Raw genomic sequence first — 17,602 nt, forward strand, 5'->3', positions numbered from 1 at the left:
TGCAACTTATATATTTACATATTCATTTATGTGTGGCGGAAATTTTTTTCTGATCAAATTCTATGTGTTGTATGCCTATGTACGCCTTGTCGATTAAATAGTTCTTTCCCGGAAGAGTGCATGCCTTATCAAAGACGATTGTCTCGTGCTTTCTAACTACAACTCTGTAATTTAAAATGCCTACATTTTCAAATGAATAAACATATGCGCCAGATTTAAAGCGCAATGCAATCCCTGCACTTTCAGGGTTGTTTGATTTGTAAATTGTGAATATTCCTTTAGGTGGGAGTTTTTTTTCAGGGTATTGCATTTTTATTTTTTCTGACTTGTTTCCATAAGTTGGCGTTCCATAGCGATACTGAACATAGCCATCATCAGGAGATGTGTTTGATTTAGCGCAAATCGACGCTACTTCACCTCCGTAGCTATACTGATCCGAACCAGAGTTGAACGCACAGCTAATGTAAACGTCTTCTTCTTCTCTACACGTTGTCGTGCTGATATCTACGTAAGGGTCATTTGCCAAAGCATTTTGAAATATGAACAATTTCATAGTCACACAGACAAAAAATAGTTTGCTCACTTCAAAATCCCCGCAAGCGATAATCTAGTAAAATTCTCTCTCCTTTGCGGATAACTGTCTGTACGTTTATTTATAACTGCGGTTATCAAGTTCACAATCTCCGGGCTATTACCTTTATCAGCAATTTCATACAGCTTATTGCTTAACCAAAAGCTAACAGCAGATCGAGTCGCGTATTTCATACTCAGTAGCAAATCTGGACTGTCAACAAAATTTGGGTTTTCATTTGGCCATTGCGCTGCAGATTTTAAGTGCCACGTCTGAAACAACGTATAATTGTGAAGTCCCGTTAACTGCTTAAGGCCTCGCCCTCGATACTTCCAGCCATCACCGCTTGAAACTCCTCGATTTCCGAGTTCATTGCGCCCCCCATAAGCACCATTGGCAATGGCCTTGTAGTCTGCTTGGCTCATAGGTGTTCCGTTCTCTTTTATTTTTCCTTCACGTATTTTATATCCGTGCCTCCTTGCTTCTTCCGGATTATTACTGAAGTAACTAAATAGACTAATTAACGCATTGGCCCCGTAGCTAAAATCTTCCTCAACTGTTAAGTTGTCTCCCGTTTCTTGTAAGATCTGCGCAAAAAAATGAGTTCTTCGCAATGGCGTATCTAATTTAAAAAAATCAATATTTTCGTTTAATTCATTTGCAATTTCTCGCAAGTCATTATTTCGTGCTGGCCCAAGCCGTTCATATATTCGTCTCATCACGTCCAATGTGAATTCAAAAGTTTTACCAGTAAACACCCCTTGCAATCCCACCGGATGAAAGTGAAACACCTTCCCATACACCGGCAATCCCACTTTCTCCGCCACATCCCCCCACCAACTCAATTGCTTGATCCGTTGTTTCTCCGCCAACCAGTTCACATGTGGCGTCGAGCCGCTATGGCCAAGCAATTCATCCAGCGCGTCCCATTTTTGTGACTGGTGATACCACTCACTTTCCTTGTGGATGATCAGTTGGGATATCGATTGCGCATGGGCCGGCAGGCTGATGGCCGTTTGCAGTTCTTCGGCGGTCATTTTGCCGTCGCGGTTGCGGTCGATGATGTCGAACAGTCGGCTCTTGACCGGTCCCTTGTCTTCAGCGTCCGCCATGGGGCGGTAACGTTCGAGTTGCGTTTCGTCGAATTGGCGGATGTTGCTGAAGAACGAGGCGAGGGCATGTCGGGGCGTGCCGTAGTCGTAGATGATTTCGTAGCCTTCCCACGACCAGGGACTGAACCAGGGCGTGACTCCGACTTCTTCGCGCACCCAGCCGTTGAGCAGGTTGCTGTCCGCGTCGTGTAGCAGCCCATCCAGGCGATACCAGGTGCGGGCGTTGTGGCTCGGGCTGGCCGGCACCTGGATTTTTCGGTCGGCCGGTAGAGCATCCAGCACACTTTTGGGGAGTAACAGGTCGGCGTCACTGAGTGGGCTGGAGGCACTCGCCATCTGCAAGCGGGCGGCAGTGGCATTGTCTTCATGAGCCACCACCGCGGTGCCCTTGGCCAGCTTCAGCCAGGTCTTGTCTTTATCCGGCAGACGCCGGGCCCAGGCGCGGCTGGCTTCGATGAATGCATCAACGTCATCGCCACTGAACACTTCCAGGTGCAGCTTCTCTTCCGGGTGCTCGGCACGGCATTCATGATATAGACCGATATGGCCTATCAGATTCCCGGCCTTGATCGGCACCGGGTGATCGAGCACCACCACCTGATCCGTCAGCGCTGCTGGCTCTCCCTGCAGCGACGCGGCCAGCACGTATTGGCTGATGCTTTCCAGCTTGCGGAACTCGCCTTCACCACTGATGGTGATTTCCGTTCCTTGCCTCAAATGGAGCAAATCACGACCGTTGAGATCGAAGCGGGACCGAACATTCATGTGGTCACCGGAAGAACTGACCCGATAGGTCGCGCCGCTGACATGCTCCAGATTGCGGAAGGCAACATAGCCTTGCAGAGAGCCATCGGCGTTACACAGTGAAGCCGGGCCCCGGGAGTGTTCCAGCTTGCGGTATTTGCCCTCGCCACTGACCACCACCGGCGTGCCGGGTGGCAGCAGGTCGAGGTGAAGCATATGACCGCCTTCAGCCGGCTTGGTCAGCACTATCAACCCTTTGGGTGTCGAGGTGCCTACGCGAGTGTCGCAGACGTCCGCTCTGACCCTTAGATTACGTTCTGGCCAAAAGGCCGGACGTTGCAGCGCAGCGTCTGCTTCATAACTCGCCCAATCCTGCAGGTGCATGTACAGGCTGTAGAGCGTCAGGCCGGGTGGGGTATCCGGGCTGCCTTCGATTTTCGGCGGCTGAAGGCGATGGCGCACCAGCACGAAGTTGCGCGAGAACGGTTTCTCTAAGGACTGTTTGTTGACGATGTAGGGCGTGGTCGGCGAATGGGTGTCGATGCGGTAGGCCACCACTTCACCGTCGGCCAGGCAATGCACGCTGGATTGATCCAGGGGACCGGCAGTGCCGCTGTCAAAATGCACGCCGCCGTGCCAGAGGCCGTTTCGACCCAGGGGGTAGTAGCCCGCGGCTGCGTTTGCCATGTGGGTCAGTTGCAACAACGGGTTGCGTTTGTCCTTGAACGGATGGCTCCAGTTTTTCAATGGTTGCAGTGCTTCGCTCTCTGGTTCTGGCGATGGGGCTGCTTGAGTCGGCCGTGGCTGGGCGGGAGTAACGGGGGCCTCTGATTGTGGGTGGCGGTCAAACGCCTGGGTCCCAAAAAGCCAAACAAGTAAATCGCGCATGATGTGTTTTCACTCCTTGAATGGCACAGGGGTCAGCCGGAGAAATCCGTAAGCCCCAAGGACTCGTGGTCGTGCTCGGTCAATGGGGATAGCTGAGGTATTTCCAGTATTTGTTTGGCTGCACCGCTGTACTCGAAGTGCGCCGACTTGACCTTGTGATCGCCCGTCGTGCCCGATTCGATGCCGCTCTGCTCCAGAGTGATGTAGCTGCCGCCCCCGTTGAGGACGATTTTCTTCTTCGCGGTGATGTGGATTTCGTCTTCGGTGCTGGTGATGTCCAGACCATGCCGGGCGATCAGTTCCAGGCGATCGTTTTGCGCCTGTATCTGTACCGGGCCCTGATTGGCGATCAGCTTGATCCCCAACTTGCGCACGAACAGGCTCAGGCCCTGGCCGACACCGATGAACAGGCGCTTGACCACGCTGAGGTCGGCTTCGCCACCGGCGTTGAGCATCAGGTTTTTCTCGGCGGCCAGTTGCAGGTGCTGGCCGCTGGTCAGGGCGATGCCTTGCGGGGCGCTGAGCAGCAGGACCTGGGATTTGAGTTGTTCGAGGTCCCGGCGCAACAGGTTCAGTTGCGCGGCCGCGTCCGCCGGCTCGGCATTGGCGGCCTGAGCGTCGACCGAGAGCTGTTGCAGCTGTTCGCCGGCCTGTTGCAGGCGGCCGACAGCGGCGGCCATGTCCAGCACCGGTCCTTGGGCCTTGGCCTGCCCATCGGCACTGATGAACAGGCCTTTGCCGCCTCTAATCGCACCCCAGTCATCCGTCCTCAGTTCAAAGCCTTCCCCACGCTTCTGCTTCTGGGCATCCACCAGATGCCCCAGATTCAGCTGACTCTTGCCCCCATAGTCGGTACTGAGCTTGACGTGCTCCTCCCCGCGCCGGTCCTCCATGCGCAGTTTGTTGTTGGCCGGGGTGCGCAGGACGTTGCGGGTGTAGTCGCGTTTGCCGAGGGTCACGTGGTCCGGGTGCTGGTCGTCGTGCAGGGCGTGGGCGATGTAGGGTTTGTCTGGGTCGCCCTGTTCGAAGGCGATCGCCACTTCGGTGCCGGCGATCAGTGGCAGGTGCAGGCCGTGGGTGTCGCCGGCGTAGGACCGGGCCTGGCGCAGCCATTTGCTTTCCTGGCCGGGTTTCCAGGTGTCGCGGTCGAAGAGGAATTTGACTCGGTAGCGGCCTTCCAGGTCGATGTCGGCGTAGGGGTCGTTGGCCTTGGGGCTGGTGACGCGGGCCGGGAGGGTGCCGGCGATTTGTGGTTTGGCTGGGACCGGCGGGCGGAAGCACAGGCGTTCGGCGTAGGGCATGGCCTCGAAGCTGACTTCTAGGCTGCGGTCGCGGGCGGCGCGGGTGGTGAGCTGGGTGATCACCGCGCCGGGGGCGAAGGCCTGGGGCGCGCCGCCGCTGATGTTCAGCACTTGCCCGGGGGCCAGGGTGGCGCTGCTGCTGGTGCCGCTGAGGTGGGTCTGTTGGTTGAGGTAGCGTTCGTGGCGCAGGCGTGCGTAGAAGAAGCCGCTCTCGCTTTGCAGGTCTTCGTCCTGATGGTAGGCGTTGCCGAGCACGGTGTAGGGCTCGGCGTAGTGGTAGGCCTCGCCGTAGGTGTGGGGGGCGCCATGGGTGGTCGGCTCGCCACGGGTCTGATCGACCTCGCCGTCGAGATGGGCGCGGGCGTCGCGGGGGTGATAGGCGCGGACGCTGACTTGCTGTTCCACCACCTGGTGGCGGGTTTGCAGGGCCCAGACGGCGTCTTCGCCGCGGCTGCTGAAGCCTGACGGCGAGCGCATAGGCAAGGCGACGTCGAACTGGTAGCCGCGCTGGTCGTCGCAGAATTCGACGACGTCGATGTTCAGGCGTTCGTCGCTGGTGCAGCGGTACCAGATGCCGACGTCGGCCAGCAGGCGGGTGATAAAGGCCAGGTCGCTTTCGTTGTACTGCATCACCTGTTCGCGGCGCGGGTACTCGCGGTTCAGGCGGAAGAAGAAGTCCTGGCCGAGGAAGGCGTGGCGGCTGCGCAGGATGCTTTCGACGATTTCCGGGACGGATTGCTGCTGGTAGATGCGCAGTTGTTGGCCGCGGGCGAGCAGCGCCAGGCGCGGTTGCAGGGTGACTTGGTAGCGGGCTTCGTCGACCGAGCCGGACAGGCGTCGGCAGTGGCTGATCCTGCCGTGCAAGGTGCGCAGCGGCTTGATGTTGGGGACTTCCCACGCCATCAGGGGCACCTGTGACGGCGCGGCGTGCAGGCTGAATCGGGCGTATTGGCCGAGCAGTTGCTCGGCGCCGATGTCGAGGTCGCTGGCGGTGAATTCGATGCGGTAGGTGAACGGCTGGCTGAGGCCTTCTTCGCCCTTGAAGGCGAGGACGTCGGGGGTGGTGTCGAGGTCGTCGATGTGCAGTTTGTGGCGGCTGTGGTCGAAGAAGACGGGCAGAATGGTGTTCAAGTACGGGCCTCCCTGGGGCATTCAGGGAGGCTTCATTTCCATCCCCGTTCAAGCGCTCGACAGCTTTCAGGAAGGTAAAAAAGGTTGATATAGGATGTTTCTGGTGGTGGCGTAGGAAGCGTCTTGGTGTCGACCTGGCTGATCTATAGGATGTTTCGCGGCCTGGTCGACGTTAAGCAGTGGCGCGTCTTTCGATGTCGTCTAGCCGTTCGGGCTTAGCCAGAGTAGAGGATCAAAATATCGTCCGAACGCAGCCCGAACCTTCGGCAGCTCCACTGGAGTACGCCACTCCAACGTAGGAGCCTGCGATCTTCTGCTTTCAGCTTATGGCGATCAATGTGGCGCCAAGTCCACGACCACGGCTTATGCATATCAAAAGATCGCCCAAACCTGTAGGAGCCAGCTTGCTGGCGAACCGGACAACGCGGTGTCTCAGGCAAGCCGCCTTCGCTGGCAAGCCAGCTCCTACAGGAGATCTTCGTTATGCGGACTCTGCCACCAGCGCACGCTTGCCGAGCTTCATCAGCCAGTAATAACTCAACGCCGGCACCAGCAGCCCAACGACCCACGCCAGGTCCACCCCGTCCAGCGCCGTGGCCACAGGGCCGACATACAGCGTGGTGTTCATGAACGGAATTTCCAGGGCAATCGCCAGCAGGAAACTGCCGCAGGCAATCCGGTTGACCCGCCCGTAGATCCCGTTCAAGTCGAAGATGTCGTCAATCCGGTACTGGCCTTTGCGCAGGCAGTAGTAGTCCACCAGATTGATCGCCGTCCACGGGATCAGGAAGTAGCTCATGAAGAAGATGAAGTTGAGGAAGAAGCTGATGAAGTCATCCTGACTGATGGTGCACAGGGCCGTGGCCACCAGGCTGATCAGCAGCATGAACACACCGCGTACCCGCGGGGTCACCTTGAGCCGGGCGAAAGGTTCTATCACGGTGATGGTCGACATGAACGCACCGTACAGATTGAACACGTTGATCGACACCTGGCCGTAGACGATGAAGGCGAACAGCAGCACCGCGCCAGCGCCGAACAGGCCGGCGACATGCCCGCCGACGTTGCTGGAAAAGTCGCCGATGCCGACGCTCAGGATTGCCCCGAGAATCATCATCCACGCGCCGCCGCTGACCGTGCCGGCGTAGCTGTACCAGAACACCTGGGCGGCGGGCGTGCTGCTCGGCAGGTAGCGCGAATAGTCGGCGACATAAGGTGCATAGGACAGTTGCCAGGTCACGGCAATGCTCACCGCCACCAGGAACTTCGACAGCGAGAAGCCTGTTGGCAGCCATTGTTCGGCCGGGATCGGCAACTGCAAGGCGAGCACCGTGGCTGCCACGAACACCACCAGCGACAGAATCGACAGCAGCTTCTGCAAGCGGTGAATCAACCGATAGCCATAGAGCGCGACGACGAAGCACAACGCGCCGATCAGGTAGATATTGCCGGACATCGGCAGTGGGCTGACGGACTCCAGCGCCTGGGCCGCGAGCAAGGTGTTGCTGACGAAGAAACCCAGGTAGATCAGCATCACGAACAGCAGCGGCAACACCGCCCCCAACACGCCGAATTGTGCCCGGCTCTGGATCATTTGCGGAATGCCCAGCTTCGGTCCCTGGGCCGAGTGGGAGGCCATGAAAATCGCCCCCAGCAACGAGCCGATGATGATCGCCAGCGCACTCCAGAACAGGTTGAGTCCCATCACCACCGGCAACACGCCGGATGCAATGGTGGTGATGTTCATGTTGGCGCCGAACCAGATGTAGAACAGCGAGCCCGGCTTGCCGTGACGTTCGGTTTCGGGGATGAAATCGATGCTTCTTTTTTCGACTTGCATGGCGATCACTCCTGAGTCCGGACGAGGTGGGATTGCAGACGGGCGATGGTGCTTTGCAGCTCATGGGGCTGGTGGGCAAACAGGTCCGGCTGCTCGGGGATCAGGCTGATGTGATCGAGCTGTTGCAGGGCGCGCTGGCACTCAGTCGTGGTGAGGATTTCCAGCGCGTAGACCCAGTTGGCCATGATCAGCAGGGCCGAGTAATGCCCGGCCTCGGTGGTCGTGGTGCAGGCATCGCTGACCAGGCGCACGCGATAACCCAGGGCGAAGGCATCGAACACGCTGGTCAGCACGCAGACGTCGGTCAACACGCCGCAGACGATCAGCGTGTCGACCTCCATTGCCTTGAGTCGGGCATCGAGGTCGGTGCGGTGGAAGGCACTGTAACGGCCCTTGTCGATGATCAATTCACCGGGCTGCGGCGTCAGCGACTCGATGATTTCCACTTGGCGGGTGCCGGCGCGGTAACTACCGGGGCCACCGTCGGCGGCCAAAGGTTCGCCGTGGGGCAGGTCACTGCCGTCGGCCTGATTGATGTGGCGGGTATAGATGACAGGCATCCGCTGACGGCGGGCGGTATCGAGCAGGGTGGCGGTATTGGTAGCCACTGTATCGAAGTTTTCCAGGACGAAGCCGTCCTCCTGCTGCATGTCGATGATCAACAGCGCGTTGTTATTGTTCATTGGGCAAACCTGATCAAGACGAAACACGATGCACCGTACGCGCCATGCAATGGCGAGACGCGGGGTGCGTGATTGGCTGTTCGGGTGGGCTCAGTGAACTATTTGCCAGAAACCGTTCTGCTTGGCCGAAACGCTGGCGCGCAGGCGCTTGAAATGCAGGTGCGAAGCGGTCCATTCACCGCGCAGGTAAGCCCGCGCGGCGCCGGAGGGAAGGGCGAGTGATGGGAGACGACCAGTCATCATTGGAATCGACCCATGTAGGAGCGAGCTCGCTCGCGAAAAACTCTGGACAACGCGGTGATTCAGATGGCCCGCGTTATCGTTGGCGTCCATCGCGAGCAAGCTCGCTCCCACAGTTGAGGTGTGTGCCTCCCCCCGGCTTCGCGTCCGGGGAGCAGGGCGGCGCAATCAGCGGAACGCTGGCACCACGTGCTTGATGAACAGCTCCAAGGATTTTTTCTTCTCCGCGTGGGGCAGGCTGTTATCGCACCAGAAGCTGAATTCGTCGACCCCCAGTTCCTGGTAGTACTTGATGCGCGGAATGATTTCTTCCGGGGTGCCGATCATGGCCGTCTTGTGCAGACTCTCCAGTTCGAACTCGGGGCGACCGGCGAATTTCTCTTCCGGACTCGGCGCGAGGAAGCCGTTGACCGGGGTGGTCTTGTTGCCGAACCAGGCATCGAAGGTGCGATAGAACTTGGAGATCGCCTTGGCCCCGACTTGCCAGCCTTGCGGATCGTCGGCGGTGTGCACGTGGGTGTGGCGCAGCACCATCAGTTGCGGGCGTGGCACGCCCGGGTTGTTGTCCAGCGCTGCCTGGAATTTGTTCTTCAGGTCGAGGACTTCCTCGTCGCCTTTCATCAACGGCGTGACCATGACGTTGCAACCGTTGGCCACGGCGAAGTTGTGCGAGTCCGGGTCGCGGGCGGCTATCCACATCGGCGGGTTCGGCTGCTGGATCGGCTTGGGTACGCTGGTGGAGGTCGGGAATTTCCAGATGTCGCCGTCATGGGCGTAGTCGCCGTTCCACAATGCCCGCACCACCGGAACCATTTCCCGCAACGCCTGGCCACCGGAGGAGGCCGGCATGCCGCCGGCCATGCGGTCGAACTCTATCTGGTAGGCGCCACGGGCCAGGCCGACTTCCATGCGTCCGTTGCTGATCACATCGAGCAACGCGCATTCACCGGCCACCCGCAGCGGATGCCAGAACGGCGCGATGATGGTGCCGGCGCCCAGGTGAATGGTGGTGGTCTTGCCCGCCAGGTAAGCCAGCAGCGGCATCGGGCTTGGCGAGATGGTGTATTCCATGGAGTGGTGTTCACCGATCCACACGGTGCTGAAACCACCGGCCTCGGCCATCAGCGTCAGTTCGGTCAGGTCTTCGAACAACTGGCGGTGGCTGACGCTCTCGTCCCAACGTTCCATGTGTACGAACAGGGAAAACTTCATGACGCTTACCTCGGATCTATTGTTGTCGGCCTGTCGATCGCGGGCCTGTTGATTATTGGTATACCATAATACGAAATCTGTGCAAATGTTTCTCACTGGTCAGTGAGCAACCTGTGGGAGCGGGCTTGCTCGCGAAAGCGGTATGCCTGACAACATTGATGTCGGGTGTGCCGGCCTCTTCGCGAGCAAGCCCGCTCCCACAAGGGGATCAGGCCAGGACCGGCAACGCGCCCATCTTGCCGTGGCAATACACCAGTGGCCCGCTGCTCTGGCGGGGCACGATCAGGTTTTTCACCGCGCCGACCATGATGGCGTGGTCACCGCCTTCATATTCGCGCCACAGCTCACATTCGATGACCGCCGTGGCATTGGCCAGAATCGGGTTGCCCAGCTCGCTCAACGTCCACTCGATCCCCTGGGCCTTGTCCTTGCCTTTGCGCGCGAAGGCATAGGCTTCGCTTTGCTGGCCGCCGGAAAGCACGTGGATGGCAAAACGTTTGTTCTTGATCAGGACCGGGTAGGAGTCGGAGCTGTAATTGGGGCAGAACAGCACCAGAGCCGGGTCCATCGACAACGAACTGAAGGCGCTGGCGGTCAGGCCGACGATTTGCCCGTCGTCATCCAGGGTGGTGATCACGGTCACTCCGGACGGGAACGAACCCATGACTTGTTTGTAGATGGCGGCATCGATCATTGGACGGTCCTCGGGTGGTGTGACGCGTTTTTATGTGTTTATAGGTCTGATGGTATACCGTAATACATCGATTGCAAGGTCTTTTTAGGTGAACCGATAAACGTAAGGCTTTCGTCTGGAACCCAATGATTGCTGGGCTTTAAGCTAGCAAACGCTGGCGTGGATCGGGCAGGATGCCGGCTCAGATGCTTGTTCAAAGACCGGATCAGTCTTGTTTAAAGTTTGGAATACCATAATATGGTCCGCATCTGAGGGGCGGCCAGAGAGTCCCCCCGGTTTGGCTTCATACAAAGATAAGAACAGACAAACTCGAGTTCATGCACATGTCCCAGATGTCCCGGCAAGACCCGTTGATCGAGAATCACACGGTCGACTACGTTCCACTCGCAGAGCGCCACGGGAAGGCCCGCGATCTTTTCACCCTGTGGTTCAGCACCAATATCGCGCCACTGCCCATCGTCACCGGCGCCATGGTGGTCCAGGTGTTCCACCTCAACCTGTTCTGGGGGTTGCTGGCGATTGCCCTCGGGCACATGGTCGGCGGCGTAGTGATTGCGCTGGCGTCGGCCCAGGGACCGTGCATGGGTATCCCGCAGATGGTGCAGAGCCGTGGTCAGTTCGGCCGCTATGGCGCGCTGCTGATCGTGTTCTTCGCGGCATTGATCTACATCGGTTTCTTCATTTCCAACATCGTGCTGGCAGGCAAATCGATTGTCGGCATTGCGCCGTCGGTTCCGGTGCCGGCCAGCATTCTCATCGGCGCACTCAGCGCCACGGCCATCGGGGTGATCGGTTATCGCTTCATCCATACCCTGAACCGCATCGGCACCTGGGTGATGGGCGGTGCCTTGCTCGCCGGTTTCCTCTATATCTTCGCCCATGATCTGCCGGCGGACTTCTTCACTCGCGGCGGGTTCAACCTGTCCGGCTGGCTGGCCACGGTGTCGCTGGGTATCATCTGGCAGATCAGCTTCTCGCCGTATGTGTCGGACTACTCGCGTTACCTGCCTGCGGATATCGGCATCACCCGTCCGTTCTTCGCCACCTACCTGGGGGCGACCCTGGGCACGATCCTGTCGTTCACCTTCGGCGCCGTGGCGGTACTGGCAACCCCGGAAGGCACCGAGGCGATGGCGGCGGTCAAGCAGTCCACCGGTTGGCTGGGGCCTATCCTGATGGTGTTGTTCCTGCTCAACATCATCAGCCACAACGCCTTGAATCTGTATGGCGCAGTGCTGTCGATCATCACCTCGATCCAGACCTTCGCCAGCCAATGGACGCCCAGCATCAAGGTGCGCGTGGTGTTGTCGGGCATCGTGCTGGCGGGTTGCTGCGTGGTGGCGCTGGGAGCCTCGGCGAATTTCATTTCGCAGTTCATCGGCCTGATTCTGGCGCTGTTGCTGGTGCTGGTGCCGTGGGCCTCGATCAATCTGATCGACTTTTACCTGATCAAGCGTCGTCGCTATGACATCGCCTCGATCTTCCGGGCCGACGGCGGCATCTACGGTCGCTTCAACCTGCATGCGATCATTGCCTACTTCATCGGCATCATCGTGCAACTGCCATTCGCCAATACTTCACTGTACGTCGGACCGTATGCCAAACTGGTGGAGGGCGCGGACCTGTCGTGGCTGGTGGGGCTGGTGGTGACGTGTCCGTTGTATTACTGCCTCGCTACGCGAAGCCAGTCGCAGGAAAGCCCTTCGGTGAAGTTCGGCTACACCGACTGAGGCAAAGTCGTATCGTGTTCGTCAGAAAATGCCCGGCGACATGGGGCATTTTTGTTTTCGGCGAGCGCTCAGCACTGCTTGAACACATTCAGGCCGCGTTGTACCGCCGGCCTGGCTTCGACCGCGTCGTACCAGCGTGAAAGTTGCGCAAGCTCCTTCCAGTCCAGCCGATCACGGAACGCCGTGGCAATGGTGAAGGCCGAAATGTCGGCCATGGAGAACTGCGCTCCGGCCATGAAATCGTCCGTCAGAAAACTTTCCGAGTAGGTGAGCTGTTCAATCACGCGCAGATCGATGAAAGCCGCCGCCTTGGCCTGCCCCGCCTGGTGCAGAAAAAAGGCGGCATGGCTGGGGGCGATGACATCGGTCACGAAAAAGAAATAGCGGTCGATCACCCGGGTGCGATCAGGTCCTGGTTGCGCCGGTGCCAGCCTTCCGGGCGCAATGGAATCGGCGTACTGGATGATGGCGTTGGACTGGTTGATGACCAGCACCGGAGTTGTCCCGTGATCGATCAGGGTCGGCACTTTCCCGGCCGGGTTAAGCGCCAGGAAGGCCGGACCACGGTGTTCCTGTGCATACAGGTCGAGCCTGCGTGCCGTATAGGCGATGCCCGATTCTTCCAGGGCAATCGCGGCCCTCAGGCTGTTGCCGGTGTTCGCGCCGTAAAGTTCGATTTGATCGTTCATGGGTCATTGCTCTTGTAGGGACATACAAGCAGCCACCGAACGCTGCCGATGAAGTCAGTATGATGAAAATCCGCCGCACCGATATTCAAAAACAGTGATCGTCCATACCCCTGTGCGACAAGGCTTATCCCAGTACGAAAACTACTTTCACCGCGTTTGATAATAGCCTCTCGAAGTGTTTTAAGAGTTTCACAAGCCAGTCAGTCAACCCTCAGCTCGAACGTCCGATGACTCATGTCACTCATCGAGCGCTGTTGCGTGGGCGGTAATCGGGTCCTGTCTGGCGGTGAAACCTTCAAATAACGATAAGAAAAACCCAGGAGCCCCCTATGTTCAAACGAGCGATTCCCACCGCAGTCCTGCTGGCCACCAGTTCGGTGTGCGCACAAGCTGCCGATACCGCAGGCCATGGCTTTCTGGAAGACAGCAAGGCCAGCTTGTCGATGCGCACCCTGTACTTCAACAGCGACAATCGCGATGGCAGCGCTGCCCCCTCGAAAACCGAAGAGGCGGCCCAGGGTTTCGTGTTGCGCTATGAGTCCGGGTTTACGCAGGGCGCGGTGGGGTTCGGGCTCGATGCCCAGGCGTTGCTCGGCATCACGCTGGACAGCGGAGCGGGGCGCCACGTCGGTAGCGGCATGATTCCCTCTGACGGCGACGGCGCGGCTGATGCCTGGAGCAGCTTCGGCCCTACGGCGAAAATGCGCCTGGCCAAGACAGAATTGCGCTACGGCACCTTGCTGCCGAAATTGCCGATCCTTCTGGCGAACGATGCCCGTGTGTTGCCGCAATCGTTTACCGGCGCTCAGGTCACTTCGAACGACATCGATGGCCTGACGTTGACCGGCGGTGTGCTGGAGCACGCGGTAGGGCGCGCCTCGACGGACCGCACAGGCTTGTCGGTCGCCGGCAGCACGCAGGACAGCAACAAGTTTTACTACGCCGGCGGTGACTACAACCTCGCCAGGAACCTGAAGACCCAGTATTACTTCGCGCAGCTGGAAGACTTCTACAACCAGAACTTCCTCGGCCTGACGCACATCCTGTTCATCGACAGTGCAAGCTCGCTCACCACCGACCTGCGCTACTTCCGTACCACGTCGAGCGGTGCCAACAGCTCTGCCTCCGGCCGCGCGCAAGGCTATCGGGTATCGGGCTACACCGACGACAACGATGGTGAAATCGACAACAGCACCTGGGCCGCGATGGTCACCTACAGCCACGGCGGTCACGCAGTGTCGGTGGGGCATCAGCGTGTGGGCGATGGCAGCAACTTCGTCCAGCCCAACCAGGGCAGCCTGGTGGACAAGGGGGCGGGCGGCGGTAGTGTCTACCTGCCCACCGACAAAATGATCCAGAACTTTGCCCGGGCCGGCGAGCAGACGAATTTCGGCCAATATACCTACGACTTCGCACCCGTGGGCGTGCCGGGCTTGAAAGCCTCGATCGTGTATCTGAAGGGCACGGACATCAAGGCGCAAAACGCCAGTGACCAGTCCGAGTGGGAGCGCGACATGACCCTGGACTACGTGTTGCAATCGGGTACGTTCAAGGGGGTGGGGTTCACACTGCGTAACGCCAAGTCCAATACCGATGCCGGGCGCAACGTGGATCAGAACCGGTTCATCATCAATTACACCTTGTCGTTGTTGTAATCACGGCGCCCCCCCTGTGTGCTGGCTTGCCCGCGAAGGCGGCCTGTCAGCCGACCATTTTGTACGCTTGGTCCGGCATTCTCACCCCTGAGACAAACCCTTCTGCCCCGGCAATTGCAACTCTGCACACAACCCGCCCCCTTCGCGATTGCTCAAGGTCAAGGAGCCTCCAATCGCAACCGCCAGTTGCTGGGCGATCGCCAGCCCCAGCCCGGTGCCGCCGGTGCTGCGGTTGCGGGAATTCTCAACGCGGTAGAATGGTTCCATCACTTGCTTGAGTTCTTCCTCGGCGATCCCCGGACCACGGTCGAGGATCTTGATCGAGAGGTTGCCATCGGCCTGCTTTTGCACCCGCAACTCGGCGGAACCGGCAAACTTCAATGCGTTGTCCGTCAGGTTGACCAGCACCCGGCGCAAGGCGTGGGGGCGGGTGTCGATGACGGCGGCACTCTTGCCGCTGAGCTGAACATCCTTGCCCACGTCCTGATAGTCGAACACCAGGCTGTCGAGGAACGAGTCGAGGTCGGTGCGGCGGCTTTCTTCTGTGGCGCCGTGGATGCTGCGGGCGTAGGCCACGCCTTCGCGCACCAGGTGTTCCATTTCGCTCAGGTCGTTCCACAGTTTGTCTTTTTCGCTGGAGTCGTCCATGAACTCGGCGCGCAGTTTCATGCGGGTGATCGGGGTTTGCAGATCGTGGGAGATTGCCGCGAGCAATTGCATGCGTTCCTTCAGGTACGCCGCGATGCGTGCCTGCATTGCGTTGAAGGCCTTGGCGGCGTGGGCGACTTCGGTCGGGCCTTTTTCGTCCAGGAGTACGGGATGGGTGTTGGGGTCCAGGGTATCGACGGCCCCGGCGAGGCGGGTGAGGGGGCGGATGGCGATTCTGACCGCCAGCCAGGAGCAGGCCAGCATCAGCGCCAGTTGCCCGAGCAACACGATGGGCAGCCAGGGCGACAACGGTACCATCGCCGGGCGGACGTCGATGGTTAGCGGGCTGCCATCGGCCAGGGTCAAGTGCACCTGGAAATGTTTTTTCGGCCCGGGGATGTCGGTAAAGGTCATCGGGTAATCGTGGCCGATGGCGTCTTTGATCGAGGCAATGGCAATGGGCGCATCGGGCATGTCGGTGCGGATGGGCGTGCCCGGCGAACCCTCATTGAGCATGTAACTGTAATTGCGCCGCTCCAGTTGTTTGAGCCAGGCGGCTCGCTCATCGGCGGGCAAACGGTCGAGGATGGCAACGGACGTGGAAACGTCGGTTTCCAGGTTGCCGAGCATGGTGTTTTTCGAGGACTCGTAGCGTTCGTAGTACTGCGCGCCGAAGGACAGCGCCTGGGTAAGAATCAGGCCGATCAGGAATATCAGCGACAGCCGGGAGGCCAGGGTCCGCGGCCAATGCAGCGCCAGGGTCATGATTGATCGCCCAGGATTTCCACCGGCAGGGAAAACACATAGCCTTCGCTGCGCACGGTCTTGATGTAGGCCGGTTCTCGAGCGTCGTCGAGCAAGCGCTGGCGCAGACGACTGACCAAAAGATCGATGGAGCGGTCGAACAGGTCGGCGTCGCGGCCCTGGGTCAGATTGAGCAATTGATCGCGGTTGAGCACCCGTTGTGGATGGTCGAGAAACACCCGCAGCAATCGATATTCAGCACCGCTCAGGGCCACCATGGTGCCGTCTTCATCGAGCAGGTGACGGGCCGAGGTGTCCAGGCGCCAGCGCCCAAAGGCCAACAGGCGGCTGGCTTCGGTCACCACCAGGTTCGGTGGCAGCATGCGGGTGCGTCGCAGCACTGCGTTGATCCGCGCCAGCAGTTCACGGGCAGCGAATGGCTTGACCAGATAGTCGTCGGCACCCATTTCCAGGCCGAGGATGCGATCGGTTTCATCGTTGCGGGCGGTGAGCATCAGCACTGGCGTGGCCTTGTGCTTGCCGGCGCGCAGTTCGCGGCAGAGCAGCAGGCCATCGTCACCCGGCATCATGATGTCCAGCACGATCAGGTCCACCGGGGTGGTTTCCAGAAAGGCGCGCATTTGCCGTCCATCCGCCACGACTGTGGTGCGCAGGCCGTTCTTCTTCAGGTAGTTGCCAACCAGTTCGCGGATTTCGCGGTCATCGTCAACGATGAGGATGTGATCAACGTGATCCATTGGGCCAAACCTCTGGTAAATGGGGAATGCCACACAGTCTATCGAGCCTGGGCGGTCTCGCCTGCCGCCCTTTGTATTGCAGTGTATCTGGCTTGCCTGCGGATACACACGAAGGCAAAAAAGCCGATTTCCAGCGGTTTTGTATGACTGTGTATCCAGGCGCCGTTCTGATACGCAGCGATTGATTCACGCCGATTTCCGACACAGACGAGATACCTCGCAGGCTTTTAATAGGTTCCATCGAGGCAAACCAGAGCGCCTCGGCCCAACGAACAGTTGACCTGTTGAAACCTTGAGGAGTCCGCCATGAACACCAAAGCCATTTATGCAGCCTGCCTGTTTGCTGCACTGAACATCTGCACCTTGTCGGCCCGTGCCGAAGCCGATGTCGCTCCCAGAACCTACACCTATGGCACCCAACTGGATATCAGGAAAGTGGTGTCGCTGACCGAGGACACTACGCCTTCCTGCGGCGTGGTGAATGCGCGGCTGACGTACCTCGACGCTCAGTCAAAAACCCAGGTGCTGGATTACAGCAAGTTCGCCGACAACTGCAACTCGGAAAACTGAGTGTCGCGATCAACCCCCGCCAAATCCATTTGCAACAGGAAGGACCTCATGAACAACGTTTCCCGCTACTTGACCGCCATCGTCTTTTCCGTCGCCGGTGCGGCGGCCCATGCCAACGCCGCTGTCGAGCAAAGCGCCTGCGCCAGCAACACCTGCTTCCAGCTCACGCCGGTAGCAGAGAAGAGCACCCAGGGCTTCCTGGCGCAAGACGGCTCCAGCCGTACGCCGCAGGGGCAGATGCTCGCCGAGAACGGTTCCAGCCGTACGCCGCAGGGGCAGTTGCTGGATGAGCAGACGGCTTGAGAACACCCCGATCCACTAATGAAATGGCTCCCCCCTCACACCCTGTGATCATTCTCTAAGCTTTCACAGGGTGTCTTTCGGAGGCTATT

The 17,602-nt window shown here is 59.0% G+C and carries 15 protein-coding genes; 4 read left to right on the forward strand and 11 right to left on the reverse strand.

The window, feature by feature from the left end; all coding sequences use genetic code 11:
• Nucleotides 1-22: 22 nt before the first annotated feature.
• The 8 genes from AC3WTM_RS17780 to AC3WTM_RS17815 all read right to left on the reverse strand — a co-directional run bounded on the left by AC3WTM_RS17780 (nucleotide 23) and on the right by AC3WTM_RS17815 (nucleotide 10,416).
• A complete protein-coding gene (locus AC3WTM_RS17780) occupies nucleotides 23-583 on the reverse strand; it encodes a hypothetical protein (protein WP_146023743.1) in 561 nt (186 codons plus the stop codon).
• Nucleotides 580-3,315, reverse strand: coding sequence for a hypothetical protein (locus AC3WTM_RS17785; RefSeq protein ID WP_258537949.1), 2,736 nt, complete (start codon nucleotides 3,313-3,315; stop codon nucleotides 580-582). Before AC3WTM_RS17785 ends, AC3WTM_RS17780 begins: the two co-directional genes overlap by 4 nt.
• Before the next feature lie 32 nt (nucleotides 3,316-3,347).
• Nucleotides 3,348-5,747 (reverse strand): type VI secretion system Vgr family protein, encoded by a 2,400-nt coding sequence (locus tag AC3WTM_RS17790; RefSeq protein WP_492587629.1) that lies wholly within the window; start codon nucleotides 5,745-5,747, stop codon nucleotides 3,348-3,350.
• A 481-nt stretch (nucleotides 5,748-6,228) separates the two neighbouring features.
• Nucleotides 6,229-7,587 (reverse strand): purine-cytosine permease family protein, encoded by a 1,359-nt coding sequence (locus AC3WTM_RS17795; protein ID WP_102672849.1) that lies wholly within the window; start codon nucleotides 7,585-7,587, stop codon nucleotides 6,229-6,231.
• 5 nt (nucleotides 7,588-7,592) lie between these two features.
• Entirely contained in the window at nucleotides 7,593-8,270 is a 678-nt protein-coding gene (locus tag AC3WTM_RS17800) for a cysteine hydrolase family protein (RefSeq protein WP_090454755.1), read from the reverse strand.
• Between the two features lie 90 nt (nucleotides 8,271-8,360).
• A complete protein-coding gene (locus AC3WTM_RS17805) occupies nucleotides 8,361-8,510 on the reverse strand; it encodes a hypothetical protein (protein ID WP_162130443.1) in 150 nt (49 codons plus the stop codon).
• 168 nt (nucleotides 8,511-8,678) lie between these two features.
• Nucleotides 8,679-9,722 carry an LLM class flavin-dependent oxidoreductase gene (locus tag AC3WTM_RS17810; protein WP_102672851.1) on the reverse strand — a complete coding sequence of 348 codons (1,044 nt, stop codon included), beginning with the start codon at nucleotides 9,720-9,722 and terminating at the stop codon, nucleotides 8,679-8,681.
• Nucleotides 9,723-9,930: 208 nt separating this feature from the next.
• Entirely contained in the window at nucleotides 9,931-10,416 is a 486-nt protein-coding gene (locus AC3WTM_RS17815; RefSeq protein WP_057715451.1) for a flavin reductase family protein, read from the reverse strand.
• Between the two features lie 323 nt (nucleotides 10,417-10,739).
• On the opposite strand from AC3WTM_RS17815, the gene AC3WTM_RS17820 reads away from it, so the two are divergent.
• The gene (locus AC3WTM_RS17820) at nucleotides 10,740-12,146 is read left to right on the forward strand and encodes a purine-cytosine permease family protein (protein ID WP_102672852.1); all 1,407 of its coding nucleotides are present in this window, start codon (nucleotides 10,740-10,742) and stop codon (nucleotides 12,144-12,146) included.
• 68 nt (nucleotides 12,147-12,214) lie between these two features.
• On the opposite strand, the gene AC3WTM_RS17825 is transcribed toward AC3WTM_RS17820, so the two are convergent.
• Entirely contained in the window at nucleotides 12,215-12,835 is a 621-nt protein-coding gene (locus AC3WTM_RS17825; protein WP_102672853.1) for a glutathione S-transferase family protein, read from the reverse strand.
• Between the two features lie 329 nt (nucleotides 12,836-13,164).
• Between AC3WTM_RS17825 and AC3WTM_RS17830 the strand changes: the two genes are divergently transcribed.
• The gene (locus AC3WTM_RS17830) at nucleotides 13,165-14,490 is read left to right on the forward strand and encodes an OprD family porin (RefSeq protein WP_102672854.1); all 1,326 of its coding nucleotides are present in this window, start codon (nucleotides 13,165-13,167) and stop codon (nucleotides 14,488-14,490) included.
• 81 nt (nucleotides 14,491-14,571) lie between these two features.
• On the opposite strand, the gene AC3WTM_RS17835 is transcribed toward AC3WTM_RS17830, so the two are convergent.
• Both AC3WTM_RS17835 and AC3WTM_RS17840 read right to left on the reverse strand, forming a co-directional pair.
• Nucleotides 14,572-15,903, reverse strand: coding sequence for an ATP-binding protein (locus tag AC3WTM_RS17835; RefSeq protein ID WP_102672855.1), 1,332 nt, complete (start codon nucleotides 15,901-15,903; stop codon nucleotides 14,572-14,574).
• The gene (locus tag AC3WTM_RS17840; RefSeq protein ID WP_008050458.1) at nucleotides 15,900-16,640 is read right to left on the reverse strand and encodes a response regulator; all 741 of its coding nucleotides are present in this window, start codon (nucleotides 16,638-16,640) and stop codon (nucleotides 15,900-15,902) included. The genes AC3WTM_RS17835 and AC3WTM_RS17840 overlap by 4 nt, the downstream gene beginning before the upstream one ends.
• 306 nt (nucleotides 16,641-16,946) lie before the next feature.
• Here AC3WTM_RS17840 and AC3WTM_RS17845 point away from each other — a divergent pair, with 306 nt between their 5' ends.
• Nucleotides 16,947-17,210 (forward strand): DUF2790 domain-containing protein, encoded by a 264-nt coding sequence (locus tag AC3WTM_RS17845; RefSeq protein WP_102672856.1) that lies wholly within the window; start codon nucleotides 16,947-16,949, stop codon nucleotides 17,208-17,210.
• Nucleotides 17,211-17,258: 48 nt separating this feature from the next.
• Nucleotides 17,259-17,513, forward strand: coding sequence for a hypothetical protein (locus tag AC3WTM_RS17850; RefSeq protein ID WP_102672857.1), 255 nt, complete (start codon nucleotides 17,259-17,261; stop codon nucleotides 17,511-17,513).
• Nucleotides 17,514-17,602 lie beyond the last annotated feature (89 nt).

This window comes from Pseudomonas sp. EU05-FHT14B02 (assembly GCF_058791055.1).